Here is a 14,708-nt window from a genome sequence, read left to right on the forward strand (position 1 = left end):
CGGCAGGCGCAACCACCAGAGAGAGCCGGTGCCGGTTCCCAAGGCCGCATCGGATGATGGAGACAAGAAGATGGATTACCTCAAGTATTTCCTCCCCGTGTTGATGCAAGTGGCCACGCTGGCCGGGCTGCTGGCCGGGGGGCACTGGGTGTGGGTCGGCATTGCGACCTTTCCCCTGCTGGCGCTCGTCGACAGCATCCTGCCGATGGACTTTTCGGCGCGGCGGATTCGCAGCCGTGCCTTGTCCCTGATCCCCGTGTGGATCTGCACGATCCTCGGCCCGAGTCTTTACGTGGCACTCGCCTGGGTCGTCGCGAGTGGCCAGCTCGATGGCGCGCAGACCGTCGGCGCCTTGCTCAGTGTCGCGTGGCTGTCGGTGCTGCCGCTGATCCCGGCGACGCACGAGCTGTATCACCAGCGCGGCGCGATCTCGCGCTTCGCGGGCCGCTACGCCCAGGTGTGCTACCTCGACTGTACGCGCGACATCGGCCACGTCGTCACGCACCACATCCATGTTTCGACGGTGAATGACAGCGACACCGCCCCGCGCGGCATGTCCCTCTATGCCTTCGCGCCGCGGGCCGTCGTCGAAACCACGCTCGACTGCCAGCGCACCGAGTGCGACGCGCTGCAGAAGCGCGGCTACGCCCGCTGGTCGATCCGCCACCGGCTGTGGAAGGCGATCGTCGCGCAGCTCGTGTTCCAGGCCGTCATCTACTGGATCGGCGGCTGGGAAGCGAACCTTGTGTCGCTCGGCGCGATGATCGTCGCGCGCTTCTGGATCGAGACCTTCAACTACTTCCAGCACTACGGGCAAGTGCGGGCGGTCGGCACGCCGATCGAGCGGCGCCACGTCTGGAACCACCTGCGTCCTCTGTCGCGAATCATGACCTTCGAGATCACCAATCACGCCGATCACCACCTGAACTCGTATGCGCCGTACTTCGCGCTGGTGCCCGACCGGACGGCGATCCAGATGCCGAGCGTGTTCGTGTGCTTCCTCGCCGCGCTGGTGCCGCCCGTGTGGTTCAACTCGATCATCAGGCCCGCGCTGGAGCGCTGGGACCGCGAATTCGCCTCGCCCGAAGAGCAGAAGCTGGCTATGGCGCAGAACGAACGCGTCGGCTGGCCGAACTGGCTGGAAGCGCCTGGGCGGGAACGCGGTGCAGCGCCGAATCACGTCTGAATGCGTAGTGAATGACGAATCTGTGGCGTCTCTCCAGACGCCCGCGAAGGAGACCGTATGTTGTTCGATAAGCAATGTCTGGCAGGCAAGCGCGTGCTCATCACGGGCGGCGGCACCGGCATCGGTAAGGGGCTCGCGCGCCACCTCGCAGCGCACGGGGCGAACGTCCATATCTGGGGGCGGCGCGCACAGATCCTCGAAGAGGCGGCGGCCGAGATCAACGGCGAGCTGGATGCCGAGCGGGTTCATTGGCAGGCGGTGGACATTCGCAAGGCCGAGGCAGTCGATGCCGCGGTGGGCGAGATCTGGGAGAAGTTCGGGCCGCTTACCGGCCTGATCAACAACGCCGCGGGGAACTTCATCGCGCCGACCAAGGAACTGAGCCCGCGCGGTTTCGAGGCGATCACCTCGACCGTGATGAACGGGGCCTTCTTCACGACTCAGGCCGTGGGCCGGCGCTGGATCGCGAATGGCCTGAAAGGCTCGGTGGTGTCGACGCTGGTCACCTGGATCTGGACCGGCTCGCCCTTCGTCGTGCCCTCGGCGATGGCCAAGGCCGCGGTGAACGCAATGACGATGTCGCTGGCGGTCGAATGGGCCAAGTACGGCATCCGCGTCAATGCGGTCGCGCCGGGCCCGTTCCCCACCGATTACGCCTGGAAGATGCTCAACCCCACCGACGACAGCTCGGTCGGCGCAACGCAGGCCGACGAGGTGCCGGCCGGCCGTTTCGGCGAGATCTCGGAGCTGGGCAATCTCGTGCTGCTGCTCCAGTCCGATGGCTGCGACTACATCACCGGCGAGACGATCGCGATCGATGGCGCCCACCACCTCGCGGCGCCGTCCACCTTCGCCGGCCTGAACAAGCTCACCGACGAGCAGTGGGCGCACATCAAGGAACAAGCCAAGGCTGCGAGCGAAGAGAGCAAGGCGCAGCGCACGGTTTGATTCGAACGTATCCAAAGTGAATTGACTAACCGCTTCAAAGGAGACAGTTGTGCGAGGACTCAAGGACAAGGTTGCGCTGGTGACGGGCGCGGCAAGCGGCATCGGGCTGGCGATCGCCAAGCGACTGGCCGAAGAGGGCATGGCAGTCGGCGTGCTGGACATGAACGGCCAGGCCGCACACGCGGCGGTCGAGCAGATCCGCGCGGCGGGCGGCAAGGCCGACTATGAAGCGTGCGACATCACCGACTACGAAGGCGTCAAGAAAGCGGTAGCAGCGATCGAATCGCGCCTCGGCCCGACCTGGGCGCTGGTGAACAACGCCGGCTGGGATACCCCGACCGCTTTCCTGAAGACCACCCCGGACTTTTGGCGCAAGGTCGTCGATATCAACTACCTCGGCCCGATCCACATGACCCACGCGGTCGTCGCGGGCATGGCCGAGCGCGGCGGCGGTCGGGTGATCTTCATCGCGTCCGACGCCGGCCGTGTGGGCTCATCGGGCGAGGTCGTCTATTCCGGCTGCAAAGGCGCGACGATCTCTTTCGCCAAGGCGCTGGCCCGCGAAGTTGCGCGCAACAACGTGCTGCTCAATTGCGTCTGCCCCGGGCCGACCAACACGCCCGCGATGGACGCCTTCGTCGGCACGGGCGAGCAGGGCGAAAAGATCCGCAACGCCATGGTGCGTGGCGTGCCGCTGGGCCGCATTGGCGAACCCGACGACTACCCCGGCCTCGTCGCCTTCCTCGCCAGCGATGACGCCTCCTTCATGACCGGCCAGACCGTGAGCATCTCCGGCGGCCTGACGATGCACGGCTGATTCGACCCTCACCCCTATCTGGAAGGAAAACCATGAGCACGCAATTCAAGGACATCCTCTACGAAGTCGGCGCCAACGCCGTCTATATCACCATCAACCGCCCCGAAGTCTTCAATGCCTTCCGGACTCAGACGGTCGAGGAGCTGATTCAGGCCTTCCGGATGGCGGACGAGGAGAAGTCGGTGAACGCCGTGATCTTCGGCGGAGCCGGCGACAAGGCCTTCTGCACCGGCGGCGACCAAAAGGTGCACCTCTCGGAAGACGGCCTGTACGGTCCGCGCGGCATGGTCGGCCTGCCGATCGAGGAACTGCAGACCGCCATCCGCGACTGCCGCAAGGTCGTGATCGCCCGCGTGCAGGGTTTCGCGATCGGCGGCGGCAACGTATTCGCGACGATCTGCGACCTGACCCTCGCCTCCGAGAAGGCGCAGTTCGGCCAGGTCGGCCCGAAGGTCGGCTCCGTCGATCCCGGCTTCGGCACCGCGTATCTCGCCCGCATGCTGGGCGAGAAGAAAGCGCGCGAAGTCTGGTTCCTGTGCCGCCGCTATAAGGCTCAGGAAGCGCTCGAGATGGGGCTGGTGAACAAGGTCGTGCCGCACGAGGAACTCGATGCCGAATGCGAGGCCTGGGCCGCCGAGATCAACCAGCTGAGCCCGACCGCGATCGCCATCGCCAAGCGTTCGTTCAATGCCGACAGCGAGAACATTCGCGGCATCAGCTTCATGGGCGTGGCCGCGGTGAAGGGCTACTACCAGAGCGAAGAGTCGAAGGAAGGCGTGCGCGCGTTCAACGAGAAGCGCAAGCCCGAGTTCAAGAAGTACCTCTAACCGGGAATCGGGCGCGCAATGGATCAGAACATCAGGATCGAACTGGATCGCGACGGCGTCTTGCTGGCATGCATCGACATGCCCGGCCGTTCGATGAACGTCTTCTCCATGGACATGATGGATTCGCTCGAGCGACTCGTCATCCACGTGGAGGAGCATCCGGAGGTGAGGGCGGTGGTGCTGACTTCCGGCAAGTCCGCCTTCATCGCCGGCGCCGATCTGGCGATGATCAGCAATGTGTTCGACAAGCGCGCCCGCTCGGACTCCCACGCCCAACTGGTGGAACTGTGCGGCCGCCTCGGCCGCATCTTCCGGCGCCTGGAAAAGAGCCGCAAGCCCTACGTCGCGGCCCTGAACGGCCTGGCGCTCGGCGGCGGGCTCGAACTGGGCTTGGCCTGCCACGCGAGGGTTGTGGCCGATGCGCCGAACGTGCTGCTCGGATTGCCCGAGATCAAGCTGGGACTTCTTCCCGGGGCCGGCGGGACGCAACGGCTCCCGCGGCTCGTCGGTGCACGCCTGGGTCTTCGCATGCTGCTCGACGGCAACCCACTGACTCCTGCGGCAGCGCTCGGATGCGCTCTCGTCGATGAGGTCGTCCCGCCTGCCGAACTCATTGCGGCGGCGAGGCGGCGGGCACTGCTCTCGTTGGAGCGCACGACGCCGCCTTGGGATCGCGCGGATGCGCATTTCGATGCCGGGGGTTTCGACTTCAGCGCGCCAGACGTGAGTGAACACATCGCCCGCGCGTTCGGCCTGTCGGAAGAGACCCTCGCCAAATATCCGGCCTATACCGCGATCATGAACTGCGTGGTCGAGGGCTGGAATATGCCGATGGACGCGGCGCTCGCGAACGAGATGGACATCTTCGTGAACCTGATCCGCAATCCGGTCGCGGGTCATATGGTGCGTGCTCTCTTCCTCAACCGCCAGCGCTCGCTCAAGGCCGCGCCCATCGCCCTCGACCCGCGCAAGGCGCAGGTGGCGGTCATCGGCGAGGGGGCGGAGGCGCTGACCCGACGCCTCGCCGCCGGGCGCGCGAAAGTTGTCGTGCCCGAAGAACTCGGCGCGCAGGACGTCGCCGTGCGTCTGAACGGCGCCCGGCCCGTGAGAGGCGTCGAAGTCGCGTGGCTTTCCGACGGCGTCGCAACGCTCGACAACGCGCGGGCGGGCGTATGGGCTGCCCCCAAGACTGAATACGGCAGGGCGGTGGAAGTGGTTGTCGACAACAGTGACGACCCCGCCGCCCGGGATGCCGCGCTCGCCGTCGTCCGATGGCTCGGCGCAGATGCCGTGCTCGTCACCCGTGGCCAGACCTCGTCCCTCGAATCGATGTCGCAGGTTCGCGAGGCCGCGCGCGCGGCAGGCTGCAGCGAAGAAGAACAGCTCCTCGCCGTGTCCCTCGCCGCGATCAGGCGTTGGCTCGATCGGGCCATCGATGACATGGAACTTGCCGATGCCGCGGCCGTCGTCGCCGGCATCGCTCCCGCCTACAGCGGGGGCCCATTCTGCTGCGCCTTGCAGCACGGCCCCGATGCCCTGCAGGCGTGGGCGAAAATGGCCAGGACCCGCGATGCTGCGCTCTTCGCCTGGCCGACCGGCGGCGAGTCCCTGTTCGCCGCCGCTGCCGCGTAGGAGGGCGCCTGCGTGACGATCGACCGGAAACATCTTGGATACGCACTGTCGCCCTTCGCGGTGACCGTCAGCCCGGAGCGCCTCGCGCGTTTCGCGGACGCCATCGGCGAGCGCAACCCCGTCTATCGCGGCGAAATCGCCCCTCCGACGTTCCTGAAGGTGCTGGAGGGCGAGGACAACAGCTCCCGCCGCATCCTCGAAACCCTGGGCGTCGAACTTTCACGGGTCCTGCACGCCGAGCAGCAGTTCGACTACCTCGACCCGGTGCGGGCCGGCGACGAACTCAAGGTCGAGCCCCGCGTATCGGATCTCTACGACAAGAAAGGCGGCGAGATGGACTTCTTCGTCATGGAGACGAGCTTCACCGGGGCGTCTGGGAGGCTCGTCGCCCGCTCGCGCCCGGCCGATTGTGAAGTTCCAGGGCATGACCTTCCCGTTGGTGGACGACGAATCGATGGTCGCCGCTGTGCGTCAGCTCTCCGACGACGCGCTCGCGCTGCGCGATGCAGGGCTGCCCCCACACCGCGGAGGCGGCCATGGTCAAGTGGATGGCCGAGAACCGCGGTGGATGTCATCCATTAGTGCCTGCTCATCTTCGGCCACTACGTCTACTCGCTGGATTCTTCGCATCAGCAGCGCATGCGCGACGTGACGGGCCTGGAGATCGGCGACGGCACGGACGGCGTGATGAAGCTGATTATCGCACGCGAGAGCATTGGGCGTGCGGCAGTGCAATATCCATGACTGCGAAGACGCTGCACAACGAACAGAATACCCACATGAGCTACCAATCCGTTTTCCGCTCCGATCTATTCGCGGGGCAGACAGTCATCGTCACCGGCGGCGGCAGTGGCATCGGCCGGTGTACCGTGCACGAGCTTGCCGCGCTCGGGGCGACCGTCGCGATCGTCGGCCGCGATGTCCTGAAACTTGAACGCGTACGCCGCGAGATCCTGGAGGATGGAGGCCAGGCAAGCATCCACGCCTGCGACATCCGCGACGAGACCGGCGTCGGGCAGACCATCGACGCTGTGCTCGCCGAACATGGGCGTCTCGACGGACTCGTGAACAATGCTGGCGGCCAATGGATGGCGCCGATGAAGACGATCAGCACCAATGGCTTCGAGGCGGTCCTACGCAACAACCTCACCGGCGGCTTCGTCTTCATGCGCGAGGCCTATACGCGCTGGATGGAGCAGCACGGCGGGGCGATCGTCAACATCATCGCCGACATATGGAATGGCTGGCCGAACTTCGGTCACTCCGCGGCGGCCCGCGGCGGCATGCTCACACTGACGGAATCTGCAGCCTGCGAATGGGCCGAGGCGGGGGTGCGCGTCAATACCGTCGCGCCGGGCGGTATCGCCTCCAGCGGGTTCGATCGCTATACGCCTGAAGCCCGCCGCGAGCTGCGCAAGTACGCGGCGAAGGTGCCGTTGAAGCGCTTCGGCACCGAGTCCGAAGTGTCCGCGGCGATCGTCTTCCTGTTGTCGCCTGCTGCGGCCTTCATCACCGGCAGCTGCATTCGCGTCGATGGGGGCACGCCCAACGCGCGTCAGACCTGGCCCCTCGGCGACACCTCGCGCAACCGGCCTTTCGAGGGCTTCCATCGCGCAGTTGCGCCGATGATGCTGAGCGTGGAGGAGTAAGCATGGGCGGCAGGGAATCCGTGCCGTATCTCGAACGCTATTTCGAGGATTACGCCGTCGGCGAGGTCGTCGAGTTCGGCGACTATGCGGTGACCGAGGAAGAGATCGTGACATTTGCCAAAGCGTATGATCCCCAGCCTTTCCACACCGACCCGGATGCGGCAAAGGGCTCGCATTTCCGCGGCCTCGTGGGCAGCGGCTGGATGACGGGTGCGATCGTGATGCGCCTCTTCTGCGATCACTTCATTCCGCAATGTTCTGCGATGGGATCGCCGGGTATCGACAAGGTCCGCTGGCTGCGTCCGGTGCGCCCGGGAGACCGTCTGCGAGCCCGAGCGACGGTCCTGCGGACGGTCCGCTCGCAGAGTCGGCGGGACCGCGGCACCGTAATTCTCCTGCAGGAGGCGATCAACCAGAACGGGGAGACGGTGATGTCCTACGAGGGGAGGGCGATGTTCGCGTGCCGGCCCCGCGCTTAGCCAGAATTTGATTATCCGAAGAGATTGCCGGAAGCCACATCGAAGCCGAAGCGATCCTGACCATCAAACAAAGGAGATTTGGAGTATGCAGACAATCGACAAGAATCGGCCGACCGAGGCGTGGATTGCCGAGCTGCGTTCGCGCTATCCGTGCGAACCGGAAATTGACCGTATCCTGGTTCGGAAATTGAGGCAGCGCAGCGGGCCGGGCTATGAGCCGGTGTCGCTGGAAAAGCTCGTTGCTGGATTGGAGGCGTTGCTGAACGACAACAGCGTCGGAGATTTTTCCATCCGCAATCCGCGATGGCTGTCAGGGGGAGCATCCAAGCTGCAGATGGCCTTCGAGCTGGAATGGCTGCGCCCCGGCTTCGGTTTCGAGAAGACGGCGATGGTGCTGCGCATGGAACCGGCGGAGTCCATCGTCGAGACGAGCCGGCTGCGCGAATTCCAGCTGATCAAGGCCTTCGAGGGCGTCGTGCCGGTGCCGCCGGTATTCTGGTGCGATCCGGACGGAAAATATCTTCCCTATCCGGCGCTGGTCTACGGGTTCGCGCCCGGTGTGCCGAAACCGTCCGAGGCAGTTAGCGGGGTTTCGGGATTGGGCACCTGCATGCCGCGTGAGGTGCGGGAGCATCTGACGCCGCAATTCGCGGACATCCTGGGGCGCATCCATCGTCACCCGATCTCCCGCGAGGCGCTGTCGGCCTTCGACGTGCCGCGCGAAGGCACGACCGAATGCGCGGAGTGGGGCGTGAATTGGTGGGAGCGGGTATGGCAGGAGGACTCGGACGAGAATGTCCCGATGCTCAGCGTCGCCGCCGCCTGGATGCGACGCAACCTGCCCGTGCTGGATTTCGCGTCGGTCGTGCATTCGGATTACCGTACGGGAAACTTCCTCTACACTGAACACGACAATCGCATCTCGGCACTGCTCGACTGGGAACTCGGCCGCATCGGCGATCGGCACCAGGACATTGCGTGGACAACGAGTCGCGCTTTCGCCTCCCTCGCCGAAGACGGGAAGACCCTGCTGGTGTGCGGCCTGATGCCTGAGGCGGAGTTCTACGAACGTTATGAGAAGGCGTCCGGGCTGAGCATCAATCCGAAGACCGTGCACTGGTACAAGGTCTACAACGCTTACACGATCGCCGTGCTGATCCTCGGGACCGGCTACCGCATCGCCCGTAACGGCAAGACCCATCAAGACATTCTCGTCACCTGGCTGATCGGGATCGGCTACATGATCCTTGACGAAATGCGCAAGCTTATCGAGGAGGCCTGACATGCAGATGCGCCCGGAAGTACAGATTGCCGCGATGATCAAGGCAATGAAGGACGTGGTGATCCCCGCGGTCGCGGGCACGAACAAGCTTGCCGAAGAACAGTCAAAGCTCGTGGTCGGCATGTTGAACCTGATGGCACACCAGCTGCCGTTGCAATTCCGTTTCGACCGTGATGAGCTCGCGCGGCTCGTCGATACTTGCTCCGCGTTGAAGGACGTGGCGACAAGTGGCCCGGTGACGAGTGCCGCACGCGTTGCCTTGATCGAGCGGGCTGCCGAGGCCCGGCAACTATTGGAGCAGTGCCGGCGGGACCCCGATGAGCTGCGACGGTCAGTGCATGCACTGCGTGCTGCGATCTGCGACACCGTCGATGCGTTCGCGCAGACAGGCGAACCGGAACAGCTGGAGGTCGAGCGGATCGTGCTCGCGATGTCGGCGGAACAGTTGCTGCGCGATCGATCGCTGGTGAAGCCCCAGGGCTGGGAACCGGATCCGGCGGCAGTGCCGGATATTGGCGTCCTGATCGGCTGACAAAAAGAACCTCGGCAGGAACTGGGAGAGGGAGAGGGAGAGACTGCCCTGCCGAGGGATCGTGGCAATGCTTTTCGGGGGCACGATCACCCCCGCAAAGTTACCCGAGCTGCGAAACCAGTTCGGGTACCAGTACGAACAGATCGCCGACGACACCGTAATCGGCGACCTGGAAGATTGGAGCCTCGGGATCCTTGTTGATCGCGACGATCACCTTCGAATCCTTCATCCCGGCCAGATGCTGGATCGCGCCGGAGATGCCTACGGCGACGTACAGTTGGGGCGCGACGATCTTGCCCGTCTGGCCCACTTGGTAGTCGTTGGGGGCAAAGCCCGCATCGACGGCGGCACGACTCGCACCAAGCGCCGCACCGAGGGCGTCGGCAAGCGGCTCGAGGAGCGCGTGGTAGTTCTCCTTGCTGCCCAGACCGCGTCCGCCGGAAACGATGACCTTTGCGCCCGCCAGTTCGGGGCGTTCGCTCGTCGCGAGTTCGCGCGACACGCATCGGGTGCGGGCAAAACTTGCGGGAGCAGGCACCGGTTCGACGGCCGCGCTGCCGCCTTCGGGCGCGCTTTCGAACGCCGTCGGCCGAACGCTGAGAACCTTCACAGGATCGTCGCTCGAAACGGTTGCCAGTGCGTTGCCGGCGTAGATCGGGCGGACGAAGGTGTTCGCCGATTCAACCGCGACGACGTCTGAAACCTGGGCGACGTCGAGCACCGCGGCAACGCGCGGCAGGAAGTTCCTGCCGAAGGCGGTGGCGGGCGCGAGGATGTGGCTGTATTCACCAGCAAGCGTGGTGACCAGTTTCGCGAGGTCTTCGGCGAGCAGCGGTTCGAGGTGTGGCGCTTCGGCGAGCAGGACGCGTACGACGCCCTTCACACCCGATACCGCTTCGGCCACCGCGGAGCAGCGGCTTCCGGCAACGAGCACGTGGATATCCGCGCCGATCGCAGTGGCAGCGGTGATCGTGTTTAACGTGGCTCCCTTGAGGGTCCGATTGTCATGTTCGGCAATGACGAGAATGGACATGTCAGATCACCTTGGCTTGGTTCTTGAGTTTGGACACCAGCGTCGCGATGTCGGGCACGATTTCCCCGGCCTTGCGGATGGGGGGTTCGACGACTTTCAGCGTCTTGAGGCGGGGCGCCACATCGACACCGAGATCCGCGGGCGTCAGCGTGTCGAGGAGCTTTTTCTTCGCCTTCATGATGTTGGGAAGCGTCGCGTAGCGCGGCTCGTTCAGGCGCAGGTCCGTCGTGATCACGGCGGGAAGTTCCAGCGACAGAGTCTCGAGACCGCCATCCACCTCGCGGGTCACGATGACGCTACCGCCCTCGACTTTGACCTTGGACGCAAATGTCGCCTGCCCGCAGTCCAGCAGTGCGGCGAGCATCTGACCGGTCTGATTCGAATCGTCGTCGATCGCCTGCTTCCCGCAGATCACCAAGGCGGGCTGCTCGCGCTCGCACAGCCCCTTCAACAGTTTCGCGACGGCCAGCGGCTGCAGTTCCACGTCGGTATTCACCAACACGGCGCGGTCCGCGCCCAGCGCGAGCGCGGCACGCAGCGTCTCCTGGCAGGCGGCAATCCCGCAGGACACCGCGACGATCTCGGAAACCTGACCGGCCTCCTTGAGGCGCACCGCTTCCTCAACTGCGATCTCGTCGAAGGGATTCATCGCCATCTTAGCGTTGTCGAGGTCGACGCCGCTGCCATCAGCCCTTACTCGGACCTTGATGTTGTAATCGATCACCCGCTTGACCGGGACCAGAACTTTCATGGGTATCTACTCCTCGTGTGAGTGCTGACGCGGTTCAGAGTCGTTCGTAGATGGCTGCGATGCCTTGTCCGCCACCGATGCACATCGTCACCAGCGCATAGCGCCCGCCGATGCGCTGCAACTCGTACAGGGCTTTAGTGGTGATGATCGCGCCGGTCGCGCCGACGGGATGCCCGAGCGAGATGCCCGACCCATTCGGATTCACCTTCGCAGGATCGAAACCCAACTCCTGCGCGACGGCGCAAGCCTGTGCCGCGAAAGCCTCGTTCGACTCGATGACGTCGATATCGGCGATCGACAGGCCGGCCTTTTCGAGCGCCTTGCGCGATGCAGGAACCGGACCGATTCCCATGTAAAGCGGATCGACGCCGGCATGTGCGTAGCTCACCAGGCGGGCGAGTGGCTTCAGGCCGAGCCGCTCGGCTGCGCGCGCTTCGGCCAACACGACCGCCGCCGCGCCGTCGTTGATTCCCGAGGCGTTGCCGGCCGTCACGAGGCCGTCCCGCTTGAACACGGGTTTCATCGCGGCGAGCTGCTCGAGCGTGACTTCGGCTCGCACGTGCTCGTCACGGTCGAAGATAACGGTGCCTTTGCGGCTGGCGATCTCCACCGGCACGATCTGGCTCGTGAAACGGCCTTCGGCAATTGCATGGGCTGCCCTCTGCTGGCTTTCGAGCGCGAGCCGGTCCTGCATCTCGCGCGTGATGCCGTAGCGTTCAGCGACGTTCTCTGCGGTGATGCCCATGTGCACCCGCTCCCACGGGTCGTGGAGAATGCCCGTCATGTAGTCCGTCAGGCCGGCGTCGCCCATCCGGGCGCCCCACCGAAGGGCAGGAACGATGAAGGGCCCGCGGCTCATCGATTCGGCACCGCCGCCGATTGCGATGTCCGTGTCGCCCATCGCAATCGCCTGAGCCGCTGACACGATTGCCTGCAGACCGGACCCGCACAGGCGGTTCACGTTGAAGGCGGGGGTTTCCTGCGGGAGGCCGGAGTCGATCGCGGCGACGCGGCTCAGGTAGGCATCGGCAGGCTCGGTTGGGATCACGTTGCCCATGACCACATGCCCGATGCGCTCCGGTTCGATGCCGCTGCGCTCGATCGCGGCGCGGACGGCTTTTGTGGCCAGCTGCCGCATGGGAACGTCCTTGAGGCTTCCGCCGAAGGTGCCGATCGCAGTGCGGGCTGCGCCGATAAGGAGGATTTCGCGTGTAGTCATCGGAGTTCCATGCGGCACGAAAGGAGATCGTATGTTAGCGAACTAAAAATGAGTGCGCAAGCACCTCTCGTAATTCTGGGCTACGCAGACTACGATGGGGGCAGTTCGATGGCGTTACAGGGTGGAAGAGCTCAGGCGCCTTCCGTGGTGCGTGGGGGCCTGCGCTACCGGCCATGGCGGAAGGCGTCGCGATTCTGTTCTCTACCGGTTAGACGAGCATGAGCTCGCGCAAGCGCCGGATCGCAGTTTCGTTTAGGCCGGGCGCCTGCTCGAAGAAACATTGCTCGTTCGGCCAATGCGTATCGATGGCGGCGAACGAGGCTTCGAGGTAATCCGCCCGCACCTTCATCAACGCGGACAGCGCCGACTCGGGGACGCGCTTCGGGACCATGAAGCGCAGATCGCACAGCGCTAGGTTCGACAGCAGATAGTCAGCGACGATGTCTTCGCGCGACACCGCCAGCGCCATCAGGATCAGCGCGATGCCGAAGCCCGCGCGGTCCTTGCCGCTTGTGCAATGGATAAGGGCGGGAGGGCGTCCGGTTCGAGCATACCTTGAACATCCGCGAGTAGTTGCCGGCATGGTCGAGCGGAAGGCGCCGGTAGTATCCGGCGAGGGCGGACTGGACTGCCAGTCCGTCGCTCTCGGGACCGAGAGAGGGAATCAGGTTCTCGGCACCTGTCGGGAAGAACCCGATCGTGTGCTGCCGGATCGGAATTTCGGCGGGGGGCGGCTCGGCTTCCGCGCTCCGATTCGTGCCGCAAGTTGCACACGGTGCGAAGGCCGACTGCGGCGAGTTGCGCGAAGTCGGCATCGGTCAGCTCGGCGAGTGAATCGGAGCGGAACAGCAGGCCGTGGCGTCGGCACCAACCCTCGGTGGTGCGGATGCCGACCATAAGCGGCAATTACTGGTGCCCTGGAGCGCGAGCTGTCGGCGAGGCACCGCTTGTCCGGTCTGTTGGACGAAGCCGCTACGCGGAGGAGTCGGTATCGACGCGCCGGATTCACAATTTGATCTCCCCCTCTGACGAGCAGGGCCATCGCACTTATCCGTCATGAGCCGGCGTAATCCCGAGCATCGCCATCCTGTATCCGTCATCCCAGGAGGCCAATTTGCGTTTCTTGCTGAGGCTGATCTTGCCGAAGGAGGCCGTCGCGGTCTCTGCCTTGAGGAGATTGAGCACGATGCGTTTCAGACGCGAGAGGTTGTCGGCGGCGTGATCCTTGCGCACGGTGGCAGCGTCCTCGCGGAAATTCACGTCGAGCATCCAGTGCACGCGGTTCTCGATGCCCCAGTGCGCGCGCACGGCAGAAGCGAAGGCTTGCGCCGAGAGCATGCGGGAGCTGATGTAGTAGCGGCGTTCCGGCGCCGATTCCTTGTCGCCGACCTTGCGCAGCGATTCAACCATGCCCAGCATGCGGCAGCCGGGCCAGCGTGCGGTGTCCACGTCGCCCGCGTTGGGCGCGACCCAGAACCCTTGCCAGACGAAGCGGCCGTGGGATTGCTCGGTGCACTGGGCATATTGCCCGGCCTGTTCCATTGCTTGACGCTGGGCGAGGCCGAAGCGCTCGTGCAGCAGGCTCTGCAGGCCCGGCTGGTTGCCTTTGACGGCCAGCAGGTAGTCGGCCTTCTTCTCCAGAATCTTCGCGGCGATCTCGCTCTGGCAGCCCATCGCGTCGAGGCTGACCAGGTAGCCCTTGATCAGCAGGGCGTCGAGCAACTCGGGAATGGCGCTGATCTCGTTGCTCTTGCCATCGACTTTCTGCTGCCCCAGCACGAGGCCGCATTCCGTGGCAAATGCGCTGACCATATGGATGGGTCCGTTCTGACCGTCGCCCGAGCCGCGCACGGTCTTGCCATCGACGGCGAGCGTGCCGCTGCCCACCGCCGCCGGGACGATCCCGCCCACCCAGCGTCGGAAGGCGTCTTCGAAGGTGCGTGGATCGAGAATGCGGAACACCCGGTTGAAGGTGTCGTGGGACGGGATGCCGCCCGCGAGTTTCAGAAAGCGCTTGAGCCAAGCCTCCTTGTGCTCGGCCCAAAACGCCATCTCTTCGAAGCTGTTCATGTCGCACAGCACTGCACAGACGGCGATCGCCAGGATCTCCTGCAGGTCATGGCGACACGCATAGCCCGCTCGGCGCGGATCTTCGATTTGGGCAAGGCAACTCATCAAAGGCATCGGCGCCGGCGCTTCCATTCGCATCGTCCAAAGGACGAGAGTAGACGCCTTTTGCGTGAGGTCCACAAGACGTCTGCGCAAGTGCTTGAGCGTGAACGACTTTCAATGGCGACGGATGCAATTTGGATTCACAGGGAGGGCCAATGACAATTAAGTGCAATGGCCCTGC

17 protein-coding genes are annotated in these 14,708 nt (G+C 64.6%); 11 read left to right on the forward strand and 6 right to left on the reverse strand.

Going from position 1 to position 14,708, the window contains the following annotated elements; all coding sequences use genetic code 11:
• Nucleotides 1-70: 70 nt before the first annotated feature.
• The 11 genes from F464_RS0115370 to F464_RS0115420 all read left to right on the forward strand — a co-directional run bounded on the left by F464_RS0115370 (nt 71) and on the right by F464_RS0115420 (nt 9,352).
• Nucleotides 71-1,186 (forward strand): alkane 1-monooxygenase, encoded by a 1,116-nt coding sequence (locus F464_RS0115370; RefSeq protein WP_018990728.1) that lies wholly within the window; start codon nt 71-73, stop codon nt 1,184-1,186.
• A 57-nt stretch (nt 1,187-1,243) separates the two neighbouring features.
• Nucleotides 1,244-2,134, forward strand: coding sequence for an SDR family oxidoreductase (locus F464_RS0115375; RefSeq protein WP_018990729.1), 891 nt, complete (start codon nt 1,244-1,246; stop codon nt 2,132-2,134).
• A 49-nt stretch (nt 2,135-2,183) separates the two neighbouring features.
• Nucleotides 2,184-2,951 (forward strand): SDR family oxidoreductase, encoded by a 768-nt coding sequence (locus tag F464_RS0115380; RefSeq protein ID WP_018990730.1) that lies wholly within the window; start codon nt 2,184-2,186, stop codon nt 2,949-2,951.
• 32 nt (nt 2,952-2,983) lie between these two features.
• Nucleotides 2,984-3,778, forward strand: a complete 795-nt coding sequence (locus F464_RS0115385) for an enoyl-CoA hydratase-related protein (protein ID WP_018990731.1) — start codon at nt 2,984-2,986, stop codon at nt 3,776-3,778.
• A gap of 18 nt (nt 3,779-3,796) precedes the next feature.
• On the forward strand, nt 3,797-5,410 hold the full coding sequence (locus F464_RS0115390; protein WP_018990732.1) for an enoyl-CoA hydratase-related protein: 1,614 nt from the start codon (nt 3,797-3,799) through the stop codon (nt 5,408-5,410).
• Nucleotides 5,411-5,422: 12 nt separating this feature from the next.
• Entirely contained in the window at nt 5,423-5,992 is a 570-nt protein-coding gene (locus tag F464_RS29975) for an FAS1-like dehydratase domain-containing protein (protein WP_051092303.1), read from the forward strand.
• Between the two features lie 9 nt (nt 5,993-6,001).
• Nucleotides 6,002-6,154, forward strand: a complete 153-nt coding sequence (locus tag F464_RS31340; protein ID WP_269744908.1) for an acyl-CoA dehydrogenase family protein — start codon at nt 6,002-6,004, stop codon at nt 6,152-6,154.
• Nucleotides 6,151-7,059 (forward strand): SDR family oxidoreductase, encoded by a 909-nt coding sequence (locus F464_RS0115405; RefSeq protein WP_018990735.1) that lies wholly within the window; start codon nt 6,151-6,153, stop codon nt 7,057-7,059. The genes F464_RS31340 and F464_RS0115405 overlap by 4 nt, the downstream gene beginning before the upstream one ends.
• A gap of 2 nt (nt 7,060-7,061) precedes the next feature.
• Nucleotides 7,062-7,538 carry a MaoC family dehydratase gene (locus tag F464_RS0115410; protein ID WP_018990736.1) on the forward strand — a complete coding sequence of 159 codons (477 nt, stop codon included), beginning with the start codon at nt 7,062-7,064 and terminating at the stop codon, nt 7,536-7,538.
• Nucleotides 7,539-7,623: 85 nt separating this feature from the next.
• Nucleotides 7,624-8,820, forward strand: coding sequence for a phosphotransferase family protein (locus F464_RS0115415; protein ID WP_018990737.1), 1,197 nt, complete (start codon nt 7,624-7,626; stop codon nt 8,818-8,820).
• A gap of 1 nt (nt 8,821) precedes the next feature.
• Nucleotides 8,822-9,352, forward strand: a complete 531-nt coding sequence (locus F464_RS0115420; protein WP_018990738.1) for a hypothetical protein — start codon at nt 8,822-8,824, stop codon at nt 9,350-9,352.
• A gap of 100 nt (nt 9,353-9,452) precedes the next feature.
• Here F464_RS0115420 and F464_RS0115425 read toward each other — a convergent pair whose 3' ends face one another.
• The 6 genes from F464_RS0115425 to F464_RS0115445 form a co-directional block, all read right to left on the reverse strand.
• Nucleotides 9,453-10,385, reverse strand: coding sequence for an electron transfer flavoprotein subunit alpha/FixB family protein (locus tag F464_RS0115425; RefSeq protein ID WP_018990739.1), 933 nt, complete (start codon nt 10,383-10,385; stop codon nt 9,453-9,455).
• 1 nt (nt 10,386) lies between these two features.
• Complete coding sequence (locus F464_RS0115430; RefSeq protein WP_018990740.1) at nt 10,387-11,136, reverse strand: electron transfer flavoprotein subunit beta/FixA family protein; 750 nt, start codon at nt 11,134-11,136, stop codon at nt 10,387-10,389.
• 34 nt (nt 11,137-11,170) lie between these two features.
• Complete coding sequence (locus F464_RS0115435) at nt 11,171-12,355, reverse strand: acetyl-CoA C-acyltransferase family protein (RefSeq protein WP_018990741.1); 1,185 nt, start codon at nt 12,353-12,355, stop codon at nt 11,171-11,173.
• Nucleotides 12,356-12,563: 208 nt separating this feature from the next.
• Nucleotides 12,564-12,938, reverse strand: a complete 375-nt coding sequence (locus tag F464_RS28770) for a tyrosine-protein phosphatase (protein WP_084600513.1) — start codon at nt 12,936-12,938, stop codon at nt 12,564-12,566.
• Nucleotides 12,830-13,252, reverse strand: coding sequence for a tyrosine-protein phosphatase (locus F464_RS32050; protein WP_084600514.1), 423 nt, complete (start codon nt 13,250-13,252; stop codon nt 12,830-12,832). Before F464_RS32050 ends, F464_RS28770 begins: the two co-directional genes overlap by 109 nt.
• Before the next feature lie 150 nt (nt 13,253-13,402).
• Nucleotides 13,403-14,530: an ISAs1 family transposase gene (locus tag F464_RS0115445; RefSeq protein WP_026296036.1), complete on the reverse strand. Its 1,128-nt coding sequence runs from the start codon at nt 14,528-14,530 to the stop codon at nt 13,403-13,405.
• Nucleotides 14,531-14,708: the final 178 nt, after the last annotated feature.

This window comes from Aromatoleum toluclasticum ATCC 700605, from assembly GCF_000378245.1.
In the GTDB taxonomy this organism is placed as follows: domain Bacteria; phylum Pseudomonadota; class Gammaproteobacteria; order Burkholderiales; family Rhodocyclaceae; genus Aromatoleum; species Aromatoleum toluclasticum.

Coding starts and splice junctions, on each gene's coding strand:
- F464_RS0115385 (WP_018990731.1), top strand. CDS start 2,984: ATGAGCACGCAATTCAAGGACATCCTCTACGAAGTCGGCGCCAACGCC.
- F464_RS0115415 (WP_018990737.1), top strand. CDS start 7,624: ATGCAGACAATCGACAAGAATCGGCCGACCGAGGCGTGGATTGCCGAG.
- F464_RS0115425 (WP_018990739.1), bottom strand. CDS start 10,385: ATGTCCATTCTCGTCATTGCCGAACATGACAATCGGACCCTCAAGGGA.
- F464_RS0115435 (WP_018990741.1), bottom strand. CDS start 12,355: ATGACTACACGCGAAATCCTCCTTATCGGCGCAGCCCGCACTGCGATC.
- F464_RS0115445 (WP_026296036.1), bottom strand. CDS start 14,530: ATGAGTTGCCTTGCCCAAATCGAAGATCCGCGCCGAGCGGGCTATGCG.
- F464_RS0115420 (WP_018990738.1), top strand. CDS start 8,822: ATGCAGATGCGCCCGGAAGTACAGATTGCCGCGATGATCAAGGCAATG.
- F464_RS0115375 (WP_018990729.1), top strand. CDS start 1,244: ATGTTGTTCGATAAGCAATGTCTGGCAGGCAAGCGCGTGCTCATCACG.
- F464_RS28770 (WP_084600513.1), bottom strand. CDS start 12,938: ATGCCGGCAACTACTCGCGGATGTTCAAGGTATGCTCGAACCGGACGC.
- F464_RS0115370 (WP_018990728.1), top strand. CDS start 71: ATGGATTACCTCAAGTATTTCCTCCCCGTGTTGATGCAAGTGGCCACG.
- F464_RS32050 (WP_084600514.1), bottom strand. CDS start 13,252: ATGGTCGGCATCCGCACCACCGAGGGTTGGTGCCGACGCCACGGCCTG.
- F464_RS0115430 (WP_018990740.1), bottom strand. CDS start 11,136: ATGAAAGTTCTGGTCCCGGTCAAGCGGGTGATCGATTACAACATCAAG.
- F464_RS0115405 (WP_018990735.1), top strand. CDS start 6,151: ATGACTGCGAAGACGCTGCACAACGAACAGAATACCCACATGAGCTAC.
- F464_RS0115410 (WP_018990736.1), top strand. CDS start 7,062: ATGGGCGGCAGGGAATCCGTGCCGTATCTCGAACGCTATTTCGAGGAT.
- F464_RS0115390 (WP_018990732.1), top strand. CDS start 3,797: ATGGATCAGAACATCAGGATCGAACTGGATCGCGACGGCGTCTTGCTG.